Genomic DNA, 20,195 nt, shown 5'->3' with positions numbered 1-20,195 from the left:
CCAAATGCCAGCCACTGACTCACTCTACTGGCAAACACCTTGCGTTGATAATAGTGTCATCTACCTACAGTTAAACGCATACTTTTAAAAGCGAAGTTATTGATTTACAAAGTAGTTATTATAATCCGTAAACCGTGATTAGATCGTCTAGTTAACGGCACGCCACTAGCGCAAATAAAAATCCACTCGATCATCTTGGAAAAGATCGGCGCCAGGCGCCAATAATTCCATATAGCGATCAAAATACAAGAACTGCTTTAGCAGCATGGTGAAGGCGCGGGGAAAGCGGATACCGTAGTTTCTCGCGATATCCCCTAGCTCGCTCAATAGTGAGTTAATACCGTCGCCTTGGCGATTTTCGAGCACATGCTGGGGGTCTAAGGCATTTAAGCCTTCGAATACTTTACGAATATCAGCCGTCAGCGCCGCCTCGTCCACCGCGTCGCGGGTAATCCCTACACTCACCATAGATTGTGCCATCAAGGTGTAGTTTTGCTCGCTTATCGCCATAAACAAGCTAAATATTGCCTGCCAGGCCTCGGGCTGGATACGCCCGACCATGCCAAAATCAATAAACCCGACTCGGCCATCTTTGAGCAATAGCAAATTACCGCTATGTAAATCCGCATGAAAAAATGGGCACTGGGTCAAACTGGCAAACCAAGTATTTAAGGCATTGAACAAGCTGCTTGCGGGGTCAAAAGCGCCGTCACGCATCGCCGTTTCATTAGTTAGAGCCGAGCCGTAGAGACGCTCCATGGTCAGTACCCGCGAGCCAGAGGCCTGGGTATAGGGCTTTGGTGCAACAACATGGTCATTGCCACTCTGGGCGAGAAAAGCCCGAAACTGGCGTAAATTTTCGGCTTCTTTATGGAAATCGCACTCGTCGATCATCGACTGATACATTTCTTCGACCAAGCCCGCCACAGCGTCTTTATCGGTATTAGGTAAGATCAGTTCAAATAGCCGAATGAATAAATAGACCGCGTTCATATCGGTGGTCAAAATTGCCTGCACACCTGGCTTTTGTACCTTTACAACCACATCTTCGCCGCTGATTAGCCGCGCAGCGTGTACTTGGGCAATAGATGCCGATGCCAAAGCGGTTTCGTCAATGTGAGCGAAAACCGCGCTCACTGCACAGCCAAGATCGGCCTCGATAATTTGCTTAATTTTGCTAAACGGCAAAGACGGGGTTTGATCTAAACAAAGCTGAAATTCATCAACGTAGGCCTTGGGGAAAATAGACGGCGAACTGGCAATAAACTGACCAAACTTAATATAGGTTGCACCCAAATCTTCAAACAGTTCTCGCAGCTCGCGCGGACTGGGCTTGCGCCGCTGCAAAAGGCACTTTAGTGCTCGCGGCGATATTGCCGTTGCCGTTTGCCAAACCCGCCACGAGCCCCTAAGACCGAACTCGGCCAAGCTAATGCGCCGCCCAGAGGTATCTGCTGCCGCACTCAAAATTCGAGCCTTTGAGGCCGCAAACATCACTTTATCTCTAACACTAGCAGACAATATCTTTGCCATATCCCTTATACCCTCAGCGAGTTATTGCCATGATAAACATTATGTGAAGCTGCTACGTTGGCACAGCACTGAAACCGTAGCAAAGAATGATACTTTTTGCAGAATACCCGAATTGTAGGCCTGTAACCTCCAATCTCAAGCCAGAATAGATATATTACCGAGCAACAGCAGTACTACTTATTGTGGTGATAATGGCATCCAAACCGATCGCGAATATTAATTCCCATGGTTAAAGACTAAAAGCAGCGGCGCCCGAGCCTTAAGCCAGATGGCAAAATACCGCACTTAAGAAGAGCAGGCTCGATTCGGCGCGGCCTAATTGGCTGCGGCTATGCCCGCCAGCAAGCCACTCTGGGCAATGCCATCAAACAAGAATTGCATTGCCAAGGCGCATAGCAACACACCAAATACCCGGCTAATCATATGCATACCAGTTACCCCCAGCCAGTTTTGGAGGCGACTGGCCAGCAGCAAGCAGCCTAGGGTCAGCGCCATAACCAACACTAAGGCAGTGACTACTGCCGTCTGCTCTAAAAAATTACCTTCGGCGTGAGCCATTAATAATATCACCGCACCAATGGCGCCAGGACCGGCTATCAGTGGCGTAGCCAGCGGAAATACCGCGATATCAGTTTTTTCCTCGGCCTCTAAATCTTCATCGCTGGTCGTCGTGGTCGCGCCACTGCCCTTCACCGTCACCAGGTCAATACCGATCAACAGCAACAAAACCCCACCTGCAGCCCGCAGCGCCGCCAAGGATATGCCAAGAGCGTTAAGAATCATCTCGCCCAATACCGCAAAGGCCAGTAAAATACCGCCGGCAATCAACACCCCGCGCATTGCAGTTTTAGCTCGTTTGCGCGCCGACAAGCTACCGGTAAGCGCGGCGAACATCGCCGCCACATCAATAGGTCCAATAGTGGCGAAAAAAGTGGTTAACGAAACACTAAACGCTTCAATAACAGCGCTGCTTAAGGCCATCAGCTTGCCTCGTATTGCGCTATTGCTGCCGCTGCCTCGGCAATTAAGACCGGGCCCTGATAGATAAAGCCGGTGTAAACCTGCACCAGCGCCGCGCCAGCCGCCATTTTCTCGGCCGCTGAGGCGCCATCGCTAATACCGCCCACGCCAATAATAGGTAGGCGTCCTTGCAGGGCGTCAGCCAGTATTCGTATCACCCGTGTTGAGCTTTCACGTACCGGGCCACCACTCAAGCCACCCATTTCGTCGCCGTGCTTAAGACCGGTAACGGCATCGCGAGCAATGGTAGTATTAGTGGCAATTACGCCATCAATACCCTGTTCAACAAATACCTCGGCTACATTGCGAATATCTTCTTCGGCCATGTCGGGGGCAATTTTTACCGCCATTGGCACGTATTTACCATGGCTCTGCGCCAAACTCAGCTGCTCCTTTTTCAATGCCGCAAGGAGCGCGACCAAGGGTTCGCCAAATTGTAAATCACGCAGGCCTGGCGTATTCGGCGACGACAAGTTCACGGTAATGTAACTGGCATGAGGGTAAACGCCGCGTAAACCCAGCAGATAATCATCCACTGCGCGCTCGGCGGGAGTGTCTTTGTTTTTACCAATATTAATGCCCAGCACGCCCTTAAAGCCGCTGCTCTTCACCTGCTCAATTAAATGCTCTAGCCCCAGATTATTAAAACCCATGCGGTTAATAATGGCCTGAGCCTCTGGCAGACGAAACAAACGCGGCTGAGGATTGCCCGGTTGGGGCAAAGGCGTGACGGTGCCCACCTCAATAAACCCAAAACCCAGCGCCGCTAGGCCGTTAATATGCTTGGCGTCTTTGTCTAAACCCGCAGCCAAACCCACGGGATTCGGAAACTCGATCCCCATTACCGTGCGAGGCTTATCTGGAATTGAAGGAGCGATTAAAAAACTCAAACCCACTTTCTCAAGTAGTGAGATTAACGCCAATGAAACGTGGTGAGCGCGCTCAGGGGACAAACAAAACAATAGCCGGCGGAGAACTGAATACATGGGTGCGGGACCTTTTTGCAGAAGGCGCAGAATACCGGAAACAGCGAAGCGGAGAAAGTCGGAAAGCGGCCTCTAATCCTTGATTAGCCGCTACGCCGAAGTATGTAAGCCGCACTCTCGGTTTTCAGCAACCTTGGTGGGGTCAAAGTAATGTTTGCAACTGGGCAGATTGTGCTCGCTCATATAGCGTTCCACATCAGTTTCATTCCAGTAAAAAATTGGCGCAACTTTGAGAATGCCGCGGCCATCCCAAGACAAAACATCTAGATTTTGGCGAAAGGCGGTTTCTTCTTTGCGAATGCCGGTCACCCAAATTTTTGGCGCTAACTCCGCAAACGCGCGATTAAAAGGCTCAAGTTTCACTTGGCGGGTAAACTCGCGATGTAACTCAAGGTTATCATCGGGGTGGGGAATCCCACCCATAATCGCATTGCGATGCTCCGCCGTCATCAAGGGCACATACGTCTTTAAATTGGGCTTTAGTAGCTTTATCAATTGCTCCGCCACGCGATAGGCGTCGGGCACATTGTAACCACTATCAGCCCAAACCACCGGCATCTCAGGAGCGACATCGGTCACCAGTTTTAGCATTACCGCCGCATTGGGCGAAAAACTGGTAGAGGCCATGATCGGCTCATTTAAAGACACCGCCCAGCGAATAATCTCCTCGGCAGAGGCATTTCGCAGTGTGGCATTTAAGGCGTCGAGATCAAGATCCATAATTTTGTCTATAAAACGTTAACTGGGTGGCGACTTTAGCACACTCAGCCCAATTACATGAATAAAAATCTTTAAAATCATGCACTTATAACATATGCGAATATGGTTATAACAAAAGTAATGCTTATTCCATATCGTAATCTTGCAGACTCTTCGACACCACCTCGTACACATCGCTGGACAAATCTGGTTCAGCGAGAATTCGCTGCAATTCCGCACACATTAACTGCTGGGCGGCAGGCAAATATTTGCGCCACTTGGTTAGCGGCACCAGTAAGCGCGAGGCTATCTGCGGGTTGCTGCGATTCAGGATAATGACCTGATCGCCCAAGAACCGATAACCCGCACCATCCTCGCGATGGAAATTGACACCATTCTGACCACAAAATGCACCAATCAAAGCCCTTACTTTATTTGGATTGCGAATATCAAAGGCAGGATGGTTCATTAAGCCCTGCACGGTTTCCAAACTGCCAGGCAGACGACACATTGCCTGCACTTGAAACCACTGATTTATGACTAACGGCTCGTGCTGCCAGTTTTGATAAAAACTTTGTAAGGCTTTAGCCTTATACGGCGCTGCGCTATTAACCAGTGCATTGAGCGCGGCAAGGCGGTCCGTCATATTCTCACTATTTTCAAACTGAGCGGTTGCGAGCTCTCGTGCCGACTCATTATCCAAAAGCATCAAATACGCCAAAGCGGTATTTTTTAAGCTGCGCTGAGCGATTTGCTCGGCATCCGCGGCATAAGGCGCATCGCTGCAGCAGCGATTGTAGCAGTCTAGCAGCTCAAGCTGTAAGGCTGTGGCGATAGCTAAACGCAGCGCCTCACGCGCGTGGTGAATTGCCAAAACATCGACCGGATGGAAGATTTCAGCCAAATACGCCTCAGATGGCAGTTGCAACATCATTGCCACCATTGCTCCGTCGAGGCTCCCATCGCTAAGTAAATCGCGACAAGCTGCTAGGTAAGCGGCATCGGGCGCCACGTTTTGCCCAGCAGCCACATCGGCAAGCGCGCGCTTAATCTCCGCCAGACCAAGTTGCTGACTGGCATCCCAGCGACAAAAGCCGTCGCTGTCACCGCGCATTAAGCGCAGCAATTGCTCACGACTGTAGTCAAAGTCCAGTTTTACCGGTGCAGAGAAGCCACGCAGCAAGCTCGGTACCGGCAGTTCATTAATGCCAGTGAAAGTAAAGCTCTGCGTTTGCTCCGTCACGTTTAATACCATTTCGGTATTATCGGCACTCTCGACATTGGCCGACTCGCCCAGTAATTGCAAAGGCAGCTGCCCCGCCTCACCCAGTAAAGCAACCTTAAGCGGGATATGAAATGGCGCCTTACTGCTCTGACCCGGCGTCGCAGGGCAGGACTGGCTAACATTCAGGGTATAGCTTTGTTGCTCGGCATCGTAATCACCGCTCACCGACAATTTGGGTGTACCGGCTTGCGAATACCAGTTGCGGAATTGGCTCAGGTCAACGCCACTCGCCGCTTCCATGGCCAACACAAAATCTTCGCAGGTAACGGCTTGGCCGTCGTGGCGTTCAAAATACAGATCGCTGCCTTTACGGAAGGCATCGGGACCCAATAAGGTGTGGATCATCCGCACCACTTCGGCGCCCTTTTCATACACAGTTACCGTGTAAAAATTGGAGATTTCAATAAAGGAATCTGGGCGAATGGGGTGGGCCATTGGGCCGGCGTCTTCGGCAAATTGCGCGGTGCGCAGCAGAGTAACGTCTTCTACCCGCTTCACTGTTGGCGAGCCCATATCGGCAGAAAACTCCGAGTCGCGAAATACCGTAAAGCCTTCCTTTAAACTTAGCTGAAACCAATCGCGGCAGGTAACTCGGTTACCCGACCAATTGTGAAAATACTCGTGAGCAACCACGCCTTCTACCCGCTGAAAGCCGGCATCGGTAGTGGTTTCTGGCTTAGCCAAAACACAGGAGGTATTGAAAATATTAAGGCTCTTATTCTCCATTGCCCCCATATTAAAATCGTCAACCGCGACGATATTAAAAATATCGAGATCGTATTCTCGGCCGTAAACTTCTTCATCCCAACGCATGGCATTTTTAAGCGAGGCCATGGCGTGATCACACTTATCGAGATCTTTGTCTTCAACATAGATTTTTAAATCTACATCGCGACCATTCATGGTGCGGAAACTGTCGCTTACGCACGACAATTTGCCTGCCACCAAGGCGAACAAATAAGCTGGCTTCGGGAAGGGATCTTGCCAAACGGTTTTATGACGACCGTCAGTTAGGGTCTCGGTAGCCACTAAGTTGCCGTTAGACAGCAATACGGGGTAGCGCTGGGCATCGGCAGTTATCTCAACAGTAAACACCGACATCACATCTGGGCGATCTAGATAGTAAGTGATTTTGCGAAAGCCTTCGGCTTCGCATTGGGTACAAAACATGCCGCTGGATTTATACAAACCTTCTAAGGAGGTGTTTTCCTGCGGACGAATACGGGTCTCGCAACGCAGCACGAAAGCCTCGGGCACGTCGGCAATCACCAATTGCTCACCGCTTTGGCTCCACTCGCTGGCGGTAAGCACGCGGCCATCAATCGCCAGCGACAACAACTCAAGCTCAGTGCCGTGTAAAACCAAGGCCGCGCCCAGCTGATTCGCAGCAGGGTTGCGACGAATATGCAGCAGGGAGGTGACCAAGCTGCTGTCTTCACCTAATTCAAACGCCAGCTCCGTGGTATCAATCAAATACGCTGGCACTTGGTAATCACTTAAATAAATCGTACTCGGCTGCGCGTCGCGCATGAAACAACTCCTGAGCCGCTAAGACTCGCTACTTAATTCAATATGGTAACCGGCGTATTTCCGGATATTTATTACCCCAGTATCAAAAATCAAGTACTGACCTTTGATACCCATCAAGGTGCCTTCTAACTCAGGCACCTTGTCTAAATTAAAGGATTTTACTTTAAGCGGATATTCGCTAACGGGGTAGTCAATGTTCTGCACCACCGCCGTATTGAGGGGTTGAATAGCTTGCAAACCAAAACGCTGCTGTAGTTCCGCGATCTCGTCGGCGCAAGCTTCGGCCAGTGCGTCGCGTCGCGCAAACAAATCCTGATCGTCCGGCGAGCCCTTTAGCATGGCCTGCCAGCTAGTTTTATCGGCAACATGATTTTTGTAAATGGTCTCAACCAAACCCGATTGCAAACGGGTACTAACGCGGTAAATTGGCAGCGCGCTCACTGCGCCCTGATCTATCCAGCGGGTAGGCACTTGGGTTCCGCGGGTGATACCCACCTTCAAGCCTGAGGAATTTGCCAAGTACACCACATGATCAATCATGCAGTGACTTTCGCCCCACTCCGGTTCACGGCAAGTGCCCGCCGCATAATGACATTTCTCGGGACTAACAATGCAAATATCGCACTGCGCCAAACGCTGAAAACAGGGGTAGCAATGGCCCTGATTAAAGCTTTTTTTGGTCAGCCGCCCACAGTGTACGCAGTTAATTTGCTGCTTAAACACCATCTGCAAGCGTTTGCCAATCAGCTCGTTCATTGGCAGTAACTGCTCGCCAATCGGCATGGTGTAACAGGCTAAATCCCCATCTAAATGGGTCTTCATTTTAGCCACGGCACCCGCCATTACAAACTCAGTCATGGGCCTATTCCGCCCACTTTAAAATTTGATCGGCATCATTGTCGCTGTGATCATGGTCGTCACCACAGACTTCGCCCTCGGCCTTTTTACCGCGATCAATATAGCCAACCCGCTCATTCTCAGCGCGGCTCTTTAAGTCGTAAGCAATCACCCCAGCCATACAGTGCTCGCGCTGCTCTTGCGTTAACACGCGGCCATCGGGCCACTTACCAATTTCTATCGCACGCTTAAGCCCTTCATAAATTGCCGGGCTAATATTGTCAATCAACTGCTCAAAATCCATCACTACACTCACTTAAATTAGTTTTCACCAACCACACATTATGCCGGCTTGCGATCTAGCAAGGCCGCCGCCAAGCCCAAGATCAAGCCTAAAACCAAGCCACTGAGATGGGCAGTATTGGCCACCGCGCCGAGCCCAAGCAGCTCGGTAAAACCAGCCATACACACCAGTAGCCAAACCACCATGACTACCGCCACTCCATTAACTAGGGGAAAAGGCGTTGCCGGCCGTAAGCGATTCCACACCACGATATAACCCAACAGGCCGTATATTACACCCGACATCCCCCCAAACAGTGACACCCCAGTCATTGCCTGGGCAATATTCGAGCCCGCGGCAATCAGCAGCACCAAGCCCAATATCCGCACCATGCCTTGGCGCCGCTCGATCATGCCGCCCAGCTCCCAAAGCCATAGACTGTTAAAAACAATATGCATCAAGCCAAAGTGCAAAAAAGCGGGGGTAATTAAACGCCACAATTGCCCCTTAGGCCAGTCGCCCTGCAACTCGCCACCTACGACATGCAGCTGATAAAAACTAAGCAGCGGTAAGATCTCAAACTGACGATCGAGATAAGGCAAAATACTGCCTGCCAAACTTAAGAGTAATAGCGCCACCACCACCGGCACCGTCGCTAAATTGCGATACCAGCCCCCGGTTTTTTTAACGGCGATCGGCTGGGGCGCCTCACTAAGTTGCAGCTCGCCAGACTCTAGGCGCTGATACAATTCTTTAACCTGCTCAACATGGGCGGTCGAGCCCACCCACAGCACCAGCATGCCCTTTTCTTCGGCAATGCGATGGGGGAGCGACAACTGCCACAACAAAGCTGAAAATTTTTCTAAATTTGCCGTCAACGGCAAGCGCAAACCAATATACTCAGACATCCTCATCCTCTTTACCAATCTGCCCACCCCAGCCCAATTTATCTCGGCAACTGGCGTAAAAGCTGTGGTCTAGAGGGTGTACCAAACGCATTTTATGGGGTTTTTTACGCACGTAAATACTGTCGCCCGGCTGCGAGGTAATACGCAATTGGCCATCGCAGGTCACCGGCGGCTGCACAACATTGTTTTTGCCCACCACCATTTTAATTTCACTTTTGCCGTCAATCACAATCGGCCGGCTACTTAAGGTATGGGGAAACATGGGCACGATAACGATGGCATCTAAGCGCGGATGCATTATTGGCCCACCGGCCGATAAGGAATACGCGGTGGAACCCGTCGGCGTGGCAATAATTAAGCCGTCAGAACGCTGGCGATAAACAAACTCGCCATCAACATAGAGTTCAAACTCCATCATATGGCCCGATGTGCCCGAGTTAAGCACGACATCATTGAGTGCATCGCCCTTGCCCACAGGCTGACCGTCGCGAATCACTTCAACATCAAGCAAGAAACGCTTTTCAAGACGGTAGTGTCCGTCCAATACCGCGCCGACTTGAAGCTCTATTTCGTCTGGAGAGATATCGGTCAAAAAACCGAGCCGGCCACGGTTTACACCCAATACCGGCGCATTGTGACGCGCCAGTGTACGGGCAGCCCCAAGCAAGCTGCCATCGCCCCCAACCACAATAATCAGGTCGCAAACTTCGCCGATCATTCGCCGCGAGCTCACCCGCAAATCATGCCCAGGCAATAATTCAGAAACCGCTTCATCGAGCACAACGCTGAGTTCTCGGAGCAACAGAAAGTCGAGTAAGCGACGCAGGGTATCCGCCACGCCATTGCCTTCCCGCCCTATCACACCTATATTGCGAAACTGTTCCATAATACCTACTGCTTATCTTGGGGCGCCTATTATACAGAAGCGCGCCAAATATGACCCCTGCAGTGGAGTTTGAGACACAACCGCGCCTAATCGCAAGTTAAACACCGCGTATTAACGCTAATGCCGCTATCAGCGCTCTTCGGCCTATCCCACAAGGAGGCACGCTATTATTTTTTCCGATTGCAGCAGTTTTAAGTCACCACTCGTATCAGCCCTAGCGTGGAGCTGTTTCAGCCCACCGCTATTAAATTCAATACAGAGCGGCGGCCGCAACATCACCACGCCCCAACTCTCACTAAATACAGCGCGCCGCGATTGGCTCAACACCCTAGACCACGACGACCAACCACTGCGCCGCTATTTACACGAACACTGCCACAGCAAGCGCCTCGGCCTCGTCTTTGAAAGCCTGTGGCATTTCTTTTTGCGCGAAGATCCCGCCACAGAGCTCATCGCCCACAACATTCCGGTGCGCGATGGCAATACAACCCTAGGTGAGTTTGACGTGCTGTATTACTGCCACCACACTGGCCAAGCAATACACTTAGAGCTCGCCGTAAAGTTTTTTCTCAACCTCAACATAAATCAGCAAGCCGCCTCACTCAAACATTGGTTTGGCCCCAATCGCGCCGACCGCCTAGACCGCAAACTCGCGCGTTTAACCGAGCATCAGCTGCCCCTCGCCAATACCGACGCTGGCCGCGACACCCTGCGCCAATACAATATTGAAAAACCAGCACAACAACTGCAAATTAGCGGTATGCTTTTCTATCCCCTCGGTACCGGCGACCAGCAACAAGCTCTGAACCCCCACCTCAATCCACTGCACCAGCGCGGCCACTGGCAAACCCTTAGCGAATTCATTGCAGCCAATCAGACCGAGCCCCAGCTATGGCGCTATCTTGCCAAACCAAGCTGGCTAGAAAACCACTTTTCCTCGGCCAGTGAACTAAGCGAAGAGCAACTCAACAGCGCCCAAGAGCGACCAATTATGATTATTAATGCCGCCGAGCAGCGCTGTTTCTTGGTGCCCGACCGCTGGCCTACGACGCCTTGAGCAAACTCGGAAAGCCGCGGCGCCCCTGCAAACCACCACTGTGAACAGCCAAGACGCGGCTACCTTCTGCAAACTCACCCTGCTGGAGCATATGCTCCAGCCCCCACATCATCTTGGCGGTATATACCGGATCGAGGACGACGCCGTGCTCGGCCTCAAAGCCCAGCATATAGTTGCGCAATTCATCCGATAAACGCGCGTAGGCACCACCGTGAAAGCGAAAATCTAAGCGCCAATTTCGGCGCTCGCTGCCCATGGTCGTCAGCAATTTACTGATATCACCGGCCATATAAGCCTCCGCTTTTAGCACGGGAATACCGATTAACTGAACCGAATCGACAACCTTCGCCGCCAATCCGGCCAAGGTTGTGCCGGTGCCGCAGGCAACAACTACGGCGCCGTAATCGCGCCCAAAATTTGGAATCAATTCGGCAATAGCAGCGCAGCCCTCAGCCCCCAAGGAATTGGCACCACCTTCGGGTATCAGAAAAGGCTGTTCATACTGCGCCAGAATTTCAGCAACAAACTGCGGATCATGGCGCCGCCGGTAGTCCGTGCGACTCAGGTAATGTAAGCGCATCCCCCATGCCTCGGCATCTTGTAAAGTTGGGCTTAACGCGACACCTTCATCGGCGCGCACGCAGCCTACGGTTGCCAGACCACAGGCCTTACCCACCGCCGCTAAAGCGTGAAGATGATTGGAATAAGCACCACCAAAACTCACTAGAGTCTCACAACCCATTTGCTGCGCCGCCGCCAAGTTAGGCGCCAACTTAAACCATTTATTGCCCGGCGCAAGAGCATCGAATTTATCGAGACGCAATATATCCACCGCCACACCGTCGCGGCAGTATAGCGGCTCGATCAAACTACCCGATGTGAAATCGCTCAACGCAGCGAGGCGCTGTGTTCATGGCAGCGATCGCTCTCACCAGGCCTAAACAACATTGGCCTCATAACCTTGGTGACTGGCTCGCCGCAATACTGACCGCTGTGATCACGCTGCCGGCAAATTGGCAAACGATAGTGAGCCAACCATTCATGATACTGCCCATCGGGCACTTCACAGCGCGAGGCAACGTAGGCCAGTGGGTTATTTAAGTACTCCGGCATCTCATCTTGGCTAATAACCAAATGCTCAACACCGGGATGATAAGCCACAAAAACCACGCCTTTTTCCGACATGTTCTGCAGCAGCTGATTATCACTACTCAACATAAGTCCGCGATTTTGCTCGCGCAACACACTAAGCTCACGACGTAAATCAACAATTTCCTTCGCCCGCAAATACAACTCGCGTTCGCGGCGGTGCAGCGGTTCACCCAGCTTGATTGCCTGCTCTTTTAGTTGGCGCTCAAGGCTCTCGGCGTGCTCTGCACGGAGCACGGCAATCTGCTGCTTGTGATCTTGACCGCCGCGCTCTAACAGTGCTTCTATCTCATCGGTTTTCTGGCTAATGAGACGGGTTTGCGCCTCGAGCAGACTCTGCAGCTCTTTATGCTGCTGATTCATTTCGGCAAGACGCTCTTTCTGCGCCTTAATCAGCGCCTCGCGCTCACGGAGCTGACGAGTTAAGTCCTCTGCCTGGCGATCAATGGTGCTTTGAAATGCCTCCGCTTGCGTAAGAAGGTTCAGCTTTTCTGCACTGCGCAAAGCCACTAATTTGGCACGATAACGACGATTAAATGCCGTGGCCGGCGGCGTGCTTGGCGATGGAGCGGGTTTCCCAGCGGCACGATCCACAGGCGCCGCTAGTGGCTCGTTGCCGGCTGCCGGCCTAAAAAAATCGGCGACATTACTCTGCGGCGCAGATCTGTCGCTGCGCTCACTGATAATGCCTAGGCGATTGCGCTCGGCGGCAATACTCATCCTTTGAAAGGTGCCGCCGCTATTCATATCGGGATCCCACAGCTGGCGGCGGTACCACGCAACTGGGCACGCACTGCGACAAGCCACCCGAATAGGCCCTGCACCGAGATCTGGCCCAAGGCTAGCGTGGTCTAATAAATGCCGTAGCGGGATATTCCAATTACCAGCGACTCGGCCTCTGGCATCGAAACTAATGGTAAAAAACACCGCGCCTAAAATTTTCAGACTACCTTCTATTTGAACAAAGGCCGCCTGCACTTCATCGCCAGCAAAGTCGGGGACGCCTACAACATCATCCAATACCGCTTCAAACTCGGCAAAAAACATTTCTTTAACAACATTACCGTCGTTAAAGAAAACAATGGCTTCAGATAGCGCCCCCAATTGAACCTCCCAAGCGAACTGCAATTCACCGCGGTGACCGCTAAAAAAGGCGGTCTATAACAAATCATTATAGGAAGACTAAGGGTGGGCTGATAGTAAAACTGTATTTAAATATGCGTGCAGAAAATAAGGTGTAGATTAAGAAGGCTTTAACAGAGACAAACTAAGGAGGATATAAACTGAATAGTTGGCGGACCGGACGGGACTCGAACCCGCGACCTCCGGCGTGACAGGCCGGCATTCTAACCAACTGAACTACCGGTCCAGAAACAGCATCAAACCTAATGCGATGCTAGCGCACCAATTAGGCAAGATAAAAAAACAGGGGAGGTCTAAATAAAAAGTTGGCGGACCGGACGGGACTCGAACCCGCGACCTCCGGCGTGACAGGCCGGCATTCTAACCAACTGAACTACCGGTCCGCATACTTTTACACGATAATGGTGGGTGATGACGGGATCGAACCGCCGACCCTCTGCTTGTAAGGCAGATGCTCTCCCAGCTGAGCTAATCACCCCTCTCATCGATCGAGTGAGGCGCATTCTACAGTAACCACTCCCCCTGTCAAACGCTCTGGCCGTTTTTTTTACATTTTCTTTAAAAAAAAGCTATAACACTGATTTTGCTCATTTTTTATACAGAAAAAACAGCCAAACCGGTAAAGAAGCCCCCTCCATAGCTCGCAAAATTAAAGCAAGCTGTACAGCACCCCCAGAGCTGATTACCATTGGCGCAAATTCGACCGGCCAATACACTAACACCTTATGCCAGTCGCACCACTAATTTCGAAACCACCCTTGGAGCCGCCCGTGGAAATTTACAAAGACTTCACTTTTGAGGCAGCGCACCTGCTCCCTAATGTACCCGCCGGCCACAAATGTGGCCGCCTACACGGCCACAGCTTTTTAGTGCGCCTATATATAGCTGGCGAAGTTGATCCACACACTGGCTGGTTTATGGACTTTTCCGAACTCAAGCAGATATTCAAGCCGATTTACGATCGACTTGATCACTACTACTTAAACGACATCCCCGGCCTCGAAAACCCAACTAGCGAAAATTTAGCTATCTGGATCTGGGATCAACTCAAACCAGGCTTGGGTGCACTAAGTAAGGTCGAGATCCGGGAAACATGCACCAGCGGATGCATATACCGAGGCGACTAAACAAGCAACTGCGCACTAAGCAGGGGCAAGTTGAAACGAAAAACGAAGCATAAGGGAAAATACGTAACACGTAACAATACTTAGCCCTTGACGTAACACTTATTCACAGATAGGGCTTGAGGGTCGAAGTTTCATAACTTAGCCATTAATAGTTAATTAAAATACTCTAAAAATCACATAACATATTGATTATTATAGGCTTTATTAAAATGACTATTTTTTGAACAATTTGTTAAAGCCCCGATACAGCCGCCCTCTCAAGGCACAATCGACAAGTTACCCACCAAGTTATCCACAGATACTGTGGACAACCTTAAACCACCCAGGTACTAAAAGACTGTTACCTAACAAATAGCGCTAGGAAATGACCCAACCAAAAGCCTCGCTTAAAAAAGCAAGCTTTTCCCACCGACATTTTGATTTCACGCGACTATATTTTTACAGCAAAGACCTGTAAGTCCAGCCAAGTACCCGCAACAGAAGCCTATTAGCCAACGTCGCTTTCAAGCCCTTAGACAGCACCTCATCACAGCAGCCCCTTACCCGCCCACTTTAATCTACGAGCCCCATTATATTTACCGGCCTAGATTTCAGAAGCGCGACATTTTCCAGCTGGCGGGCAGTAAAACTTAGGACACAAGCTATTTCGTCATATATATGCAATATCAATGAAGCATTACCGTCACAAATTACAGTGCTTGTAATATTTTTGTCATAAACTGCCCGCACAATAAGCCCAACCTAAAAAACGGCCGGCCGCGCGCTCGCCATCAACACCTATAAAGCCCAACCAAATACCTTATTATTGCTTTTACGGAGAGACATCAATGAAGCGCCTATTACTGCCAGCAAGCATCCTACTAGCCAGTGGTGCCCAGTTAGCATTAGCCGATCTTAGCGTTAATGGCAAAGCCTCTATTCAAAGCCCCCAACAGCAACAGCGGGAACTAAATCTTTATGTCGACCGTGAAACCAAACAAGTCTTCACTGAGCCAGGCGCCAACAGAATTCAGCTCGGTACGTTTGAGCCAGTAACAGAAGAAACTAAGCGCTCAAGCACGACATCCACTGCTGAGGTCGTTAATAAAGGCTTAGTGGTCTCCTCAGAAAATGGCGATTTCACCATGAATCTCGGTGGACGTATTCACGCAGACAGCACCACTCACATGAACGATGATCTGCAAAAGCGCAGTAACGGCGACCCAGCGCAAGCCGTCTCTGGCACCGAACTTCGCCGGGTGCGATTGGCACTACGAGGCAAATTCAACCGCGACTTTTCTTATAATATTGAAGCAGATTGGGGCGGCAACAGTGTCTCCCTAAAAGACGTGCTAGTTGCATATGACGCCACGCCCAATTTAGAAATAACCGTTGGTAATCAGAAACACTCCGTCAGCATGGAAGTCGAAGAAAGTTCAAACGACATTATGTTTAACGAGCGCTCACTGCTCTCAGCACTAACCCTGCCCCATTTTGACCGCGCGATGGGTATTAACGTCAAAACAATGGGACAGAACTGGTCGCTCAAAGGTGGCGTCTACGGCGACGCAGTTTCGGCCAGTGGCAACGGCGCCGATGAAGGCGGCGGCTTCGGGGTTAGAGCAACCTTTGCTCCCATTAACGAGTCAGGACAATTACTTCACCTCGGCGCCAGCCTTGGTCTACGCAAGGCCAATGACAATAACAGCCTGAGCAATGGTAAAACACCGCGCTTGCGCTACGAAACCACCAATATGTCTGACCTATATCTCAGTGATACCGGCAGTATTGCTGGCTTTGAGGAAATCCAACTATCAGGGCTTGAACTCGCCGCCATGCACGGCCGTTTCTCAGCACAAGCCGAATTGGGGCAAGCCGACATCCAGCGCGACGGCGGTTCTGACTTACGCTTTAACGCCCACTATCTCCAGCTTGGCTGGACATTAACAGGGGAAGCACGCAACTATAAAGGCTCAGACGGCGAATTCAAAATGCTCAAACCTCGCAATAATTTTGATCTATCGCAAAATCACTGGGGCGCATGGGAGCTTGCTTTACGACTTGATGAAGTAGACCTTGAAGATGCCGATATCCAAGGTGGCAGCCAGCAACGTGTTAGTCTCAATCTAAATTGGTACCTAAACGCCAACCTACGCATACTGTTCGGTTACAGCCGCGCCTACGAAGTAGAGTCAGGCCCACTGATTCAAAACGGCGGCAGCGAAGAAGCCGATAATGTCGATGTTGTAGCCTTCCGCGCACAAATGGCACTATAAAAAAAGGCGGCCTCATATGTGAGGCCGCCTTTTTAGTACTTCCACTTGAAACAAGTAATTCAACTGCCGCGGGCGAATAAACAAATCCACCCGCCGCAGAACCCCTCACTCCATAACAAGCGCACCAGTTACGGTACTATTGTTATTCACCTCACTCGACTTAACTAGGCTTTCAGCGGCTTTCAAAGCCTGCAAGCGCGTAGTATAAACACCGTCGCCAGGAACACCGCTGTTCATACCCGCAAGCACCTTCTGCACGTCAGCGTTCATGCCTGCTAAGTACAGAAATTTATTACTACTGGCAGCGTCACTAGCAATAGTTTCGACCGCCAATACGGCAGACACATCGAGAAATGGAACACGAGAGAAATCAAGAATAAGCACCCTTGCACCGACTTCACTGTGCTCCCGCACGTGATGACCAAGATCAGCCGCAGCACCAAAACTTAATGGGCCGCTAAACTCGAAGAGCGCAACGCGATCCCCGCACTCCGCCAAACACGCTTTTTCTACATCGGAATCAAGATGCTCAGGCGTATTTTTCAAGCTGGCAATCTGCAATTGACCGACTTGTTTCACAAATGCTAATGCCGCCAAAACCACACCAGCTGCCACCGCGGTAATCAAATCTACAAACACAGTTAACGACAGCACTAACAGCATTAAGGCAAGATCCCAGCGCGGGCCGTGATTTGCGCGCTTGATATAGCTCCAGTCGATAATATCTAAACCAACCTTTACCAAAATACCCGCTAACACCGCCAAAGGAATATTCGAGGCTAATGGCCCCAAACCAAGCACAATCGCTAAAAGTAGTAGCGCGTGAACCATTCCCGACACACGGGTACGACCACCAGAGCGAATATTCACCACCGTCCGCATGGTTGCACCAGCGCCCGCAATGCCACCGATCAAGCCTGCGACAGTATTACCGATACCTTGACCAATCAGCTCTCGATTACTGTCGTGGCGCTCACGGGTCATATTGTCTGCCACCAAAGAGGTCAGCAAACTGTCTATTGAACCTAGCACTGCCAAAATAAAAGCAGCCTCGAGGATCAGCAAGGCTTTACTTTGCTCAAAGACCGGCCAATGAATACTCGGTAGCCCTGACGGAATCTCGCCAAGAACCGGCACATCAAAAAGAAAAAAGGCAATTAAGGTACCCGCAATCAGCGCTGCTAGCGGTCCAGGTAAATATTTACCCGCCCGAGCCGGCCAAAAGAACACCAGCGCTAAAGTGCCCAAACCGAGCGCAAGATTAGCAAAATTGATATCCATCGCCGCATTCGGCAGCTTCGCCAAAGCACCTAAGGGATTTCCTGGGGAATCATGCCCCAATAGCGGACCCAGCTGCAGAATAATAATTATCGCGCCAATCCCCGTCATAAACCCCGAGATTACGGGATAGGGAACGAGACGGATATATTGGCCAACACCCAGAAAGCCAAAGACAATCTGCATTACTCCCGCCAACATTACCGTGGTAAAAATCAGCGCAGCGTCACCAGACAAGCTGGCAAACAGCCCCGCCAGCACCACCACCATTGGGCCCGTAGGACCGGAGATTTGCGAATTTGTACCGCCAAACAAGGCGGCAAAAAAGCCGACTGCAATGGCGCCATAGATACCCGCCATTGGCCCCAAACCCGACGCCACGCCTAGCGCCAAGGCGAGTGGCAGGGCCACCACCCCAGCGGTAATACCACCGGTAATATCGCCCCGGATGTTATCGCGAGCTAACTTCATACCGCCACTCCATGCTCGGCAAATAAATGGCTGTAAGCCGAGTCCATAAGCTCAAACTGTTGACGCTGGTCGTTGTAGCACTCCACCTCACCACTGGCAATATTGTAAATCCAGCCATGCAGACGAACTTTCCCACTCGCCAGCTTTGCTGCCACAGCAGCATGAGTGCGCAGATGCTGTAACTGCAGAAGGACATTCTCTTTCGACACTTCATCTAAGTGGCATTTATCAACATGGCCGTGACGCTCTTTTACAATCTCGCGCGCTGCACGGCAATGGCCCAGCCACTCCTTAACATGCGGAAGATCTTCTAAGCCACTGGGATCTATCGCACCCTTCATTGCACCACAATCACTGTGGCCACATACCACAATGTGCGATACCCCAAGAGCAGCAACAGCGAACTCGATTGACGCCGTCATGCCACCAGTCTGGTTGCTATGGGGCGGCACGACATTACCTGCATTACGGCAGATGAACAAATCGCCTGGTTGGGTTTGCGTTAGCATGCCAGGGTCGATCCGTGAATCGGCACAGGTGATAAACAAAACATCCGGATTTTGCCCATTCGCTAATTTGCGAAACGCAGTCTCCTTTCCCGGATAAACCTCATTTTGAAATTTAGCAACACCTTGAATAATATCTTCCACAGGTACTTCCTCGTTAATGAACAATCTAGGATCAATATGGATTCAATTATCCTTTGATAGTTTAATAATAAGGTATAGTATTTGCTGATATCTTTAAGTTATAAGAAAATAGGCACAATTGTGGCATCAAAAACAAGCTCACCAAGCATAAAGCAACTAAGTTATTTTGTTGCAGTAGCAAAACACGCAAACTACCGACGCGCCGCCGAAGAACTGGGAATGAGTCAACCCGCCCTCACAAATCAAATTGCGATTCTTGAGTCCACGATAAATACCTCTCTCTTTGAGCGCTCCCGAGCCGGCACCATACTCTCCCCTAGCGGGCGAGACTTACTTGACGGCGCACGCCAAGTTTTACTAAGTATGAAAGAATTTGAGGATATGGCCGCCGCCAAAAGTGACGGCCACCAAATAACTTATCGCTTAGGTGTACCACCCACTGTCGGCCCATATTTACTGCCCCATATACTACCTGACCTGCATGATCTCCACGCAAGTTTAAAACTATACGTTCGCGAAGCGACCCACCGCGAGTTGCAAAAAGATTTATTAGATGGCGTCTATGACGTAGCTATCGTTCCGTTACCTCTGACAATTACTCAACTAGCAATGACGCCATTATTTATTGAGCCACTAAAATTTGTGGTGCCAATAAACCATCCGCTTGCCGGGCAGAAAAGCATTACACCGAGCAAATTACGAGGCGAAAAAATATTAACACTAGAAGAAAAACACCACTTTCATTTACAGGTTCAGGAAATATGCGAGCGCTGGGGAGCCGACCTACAAAGAGATTACGAAGGCACAAGCTTGGATACCTTGCGCCAAATGGTAGTAATGGGAATGGGGGTCGCCTTCTTGCCAGGTTTGTATGTACACTCCGAAATGCACGACCCAGAAGCACTTTATGTTTGTGAGCTACACAATATTTCAATCCTTAGGAAACACGCTTTAGTTTGGCGACCCAACTCCCCGAACAGAGTATTCTATCGAGAGCTAGCCGCCGATATTCGCACCATCATAAACAAACGATTAAGTGGCATTATTACAACTACCGATAGCTGAGGCCCAAAGCAAAAGCCCCCAAACCAAACACCT

Annotated in this window: 17 protein-coding genes and 3 tRNA genes; 4 read left to right on the top strand and 16 right to left on the bottom strand. The window is 50.6% G+C overall.

Features of this window, described 5'->3' with window-relative positions; genetic code table 11:
• Positions 1–165: 165 nt before the first annotated feature.
• The 9 genes from AB4876_RS09780 to AB4876_RS09740 form a co-directional block, all read right to left on the bottom strand.
• A complete protein-coding gene (locus tag AB4876_RS09780) occupies positions 166–1,533 on the bottom strand; it encodes an ABC1 kinase family protein (protein ID WP_368381469.1) in 1,368 nt (455 codons plus the stop codon).
• A gap of 315 nt (positions 1,534–1,848) precedes the next feature.
• Positions 1,849–2,514 (bottom strand): MarC family protein, encoded by a 666-nt coding sequence (locus AB4876_RS09775; RefSeq protein ID WP_368381468.1) that lies wholly within the window; start codon positions 2,512–2,514, stop codon positions 1,849–1,851.
• Positions 2,514–3,539, bottom strand: coding sequence for a quinone-dependent dihydroorotate dehydrogenase (locus tag AB4876_RS09770; RefSeq protein WP_368381467.1), 1,026 nt, complete (start codon positions 3,537–3,539; stop codon positions 2,514–2,516). The genes AB4876_RS09775 and AB4876_RS09770 overlap by 1 nt, the downstream gene beginning before the upstream one ends.
• Positions 3,540–3,629: 90 nt before the next feature.
• On the bottom strand, positions 3,630–4,259 hold the full coding sequence (locus AB4876_RS09765; protein WP_368381466.1) for a phosphoadenosine phosphosulfate reductase domain-containing protein: 630 nt from the start codon (positions 4,257–4,259) through the stop codon (positions 3,630–3,632).
• 124 nt (positions 4,260–4,383) lie between these two features.
• A complete protein-coding gene (gene pepN / locus AB4876_RS09760) occupies positions 4,384–7,053 on the bottom strand; it encodes an aminopeptidase N (RefSeq protein WP_368381465.1) in 2,670 nt (889 codons plus the stop codon).
• 18 nt (positions 7,054–7,071) lie between these two features.
• A complete protein-coding gene (locus AB4876_RS09755) occupies positions 7,072–7,911 on the bottom strand; it encodes a DUF2797 domain-containing protein (protein WP_368381464.1) in 840 nt (279 codons plus the stop codon).
• Between the two features lie 4 nt (positions 7,912–7,915).
• Positions 7,916–8,194, bottom strand: coding sequence for a YeaC family protein (locus AB4876_RS09750; protein ID WP_301030287.1), 279 nt, complete (start codon positions 8,192–8,194; stop codon positions 7,916–7,918).
• A 38-nt stretch (positions 8,195–8,232) separates the two neighbouring features.
• The gene (locus AB4876_RS09745; RefSeq protein WP_368381463.1) at positions 8,233–9,081 is read right to left on the bottom strand and encodes a rhomboid family intramembrane serine protease; all 849 of its coding nucleotides are present in this window, start codon (positions 9,079–9,081) and stop codon (positions 8,233–8,235) included.
• Positions 9,074–9,967 carry an NAD(+) kinase gene (locus AB4876_RS09740; protein ID WP_368381462.1) on the bottom strand — a complete coding sequence of 298 codons (894 nt, stop codon included), beginning with the start codon at positions 9,965–9,967 and terminating at the stop codon, positions 9,074–9,076. The genes AB4876_RS09745 and AB4876_RS09740 overlap by 8 nt, the downstream gene beginning before the upstream one ends.
• A gap of 166 nt (positions 9,968–10,133) precedes the next feature.
• Here AB4876_RS09740 and AB4876_RS09735 point away from each other — a divergent pair, with 166 nt between their 5' ends.
• Positions 10,134–11,024 (top strand): DUF1853 family protein, encoded by an 891-nt coding sequence (locus tag AB4876_RS09735; protein ID WP_368381564.1) that lies wholly within the window; start codon positions 10,134–10,136, stop codon positions 11,022–11,024.
• On the opposite strand, the gene AB4876_RS09730 is transcribed toward AB4876_RS09735, so the two are convergent.
• The 5 genes from AB4876_RS09730 to AB4876_RS09710 form a co-directional block, all read right to left on the bottom strand.
• Positions 11,011–11,916: a 1-aminocyclopropane-1-carboxylate deaminase/D-cysteine desulfhydrase gene (locus AB4876_RS09730; RefSeq protein WP_368381461.1), complete on the bottom strand. Its 906-nt coding sequence runs from the start codon at positions 11,914–11,916 to the stop codon at positions 11,011–11,013. The two genes, AB4876_RS09735 and AB4876_RS09730, sit on opposite strands and share 14 nt — an antisense overlap.
• Positions 11,913–13,277: a hypothetical protein gene (locus AB4876_RS09725; RefSeq protein WP_368381459.1), complete on the bottom strand. Its 1,365-nt coding sequence runs from the start codon at positions 13,275–13,277 to the stop codon at positions 11,913–11,915. The genes AB4876_RS09730 and AB4876_RS09725 overlap by 4 nt, the downstream gene beginning before the upstream one ends.
• Positions 13,278–13,465: 188 nt before the next feature.
• Positions 13,466–13,542 (bottom strand) — tRNA-Asp (locus AB4876_RS09720).
• A gap of 80 nt (positions 13,543–13,622) precedes the next feature.
• Positions 13,623–13,699 (bottom strand) — tRNA-Asp (locus tag AB4876_RS09715).
• 19 nt (positions 13,700–13,718) lie between these two features.
• Positions 13,719–13,794, bottom strand: a tRNA-Val gene (locus tag AB4876_RS09710).
• Positions 13,795–14,086: 292 nt separating this feature from the next.
• Here AB4876_RS09710 and queD point away from each other — a divergent pair.
• Together queD and AB4876_RS09700 are read left to right on the top strand one after the other, a co-directional pair.
• Positions 14,087–14,443, top strand: a complete 357-nt coding sequence (gene queD, locus AB4876_RS09705) for a 6-carboxytetrahydropterin synthase QueD (RefSeq protein ID WP_438273408.1) — start codon at positions 14,087–14,089, stop codon at positions 14,441–14,443.
• An 827-nt stretch (positions 14,444–15,270) separates the two neighbouring features.
• On the top strand, positions 15,271–16,698 hold the full coding sequence (locus AB4876_RS09700) for an OprO/OprP family phosphate-selective porin (protein ID WP_368381457.1): 1,428 nt from the start codon (positions 15,271–15,273) through the stop codon (positions 16,696–16,698).
• Between the two features lie 105 nt (positions 16,699–16,803).
• Here the strand turns inward: AB4876_RS09700 and AB4876_RS09695 are convergent, their stop codons facing one another.
• Entirely contained in the window at positions 16,804–18,447 is a 1,644-nt protein-coding gene (locus AB4876_RS09695) for a SulP family inorganic anion transporter (RefSeq protein ID WP_368381456.1), read from the bottom strand.
• Positions 18,444–19,097, bottom strand: coding sequence for a carbonic anhydrase (locus tag AB4876_RS09690; RefSeq protein ID WP_368381455.1), 654 nt, complete (start codon positions 19,095–19,097; stop codon positions 18,444–18,446). The genes AB4876_RS09695 and AB4876_RS09690 overlap by 4 nt, the downstream gene beginning before the upstream one ends.
• 81 nt (positions 19,098–19,178) lie before the next feature.
• On the opposite strand from AB4876_RS09690, the gene AB4876_RS09685 reads away from it, so the two are divergent.
• Positions 19,179–20,162, top strand: coding sequence for a hydrogen peroxide-inducible genes activator (locus AB4876_RS09685; protein WP_368381454.1), 984 nt, complete (start codon positions 19,179–19,181; stop codon positions 20,160–20,162).
• Positions 20,163–20,195 lie beyond the last annotated feature (33 nt).

It is taken from the genome of Zhongshania guokunii, assembly GCF_040892635.1.
GTDB lineage: Bacteria > Pseudomonadota > Gammaproteobacteria > Pseudomonadales > Spongiibacteraceae > Spongiibacter > Spongiibacter guokunii.
This window is presented reverse-complemented; position numbering and strand designations above follow the sequence as displayed.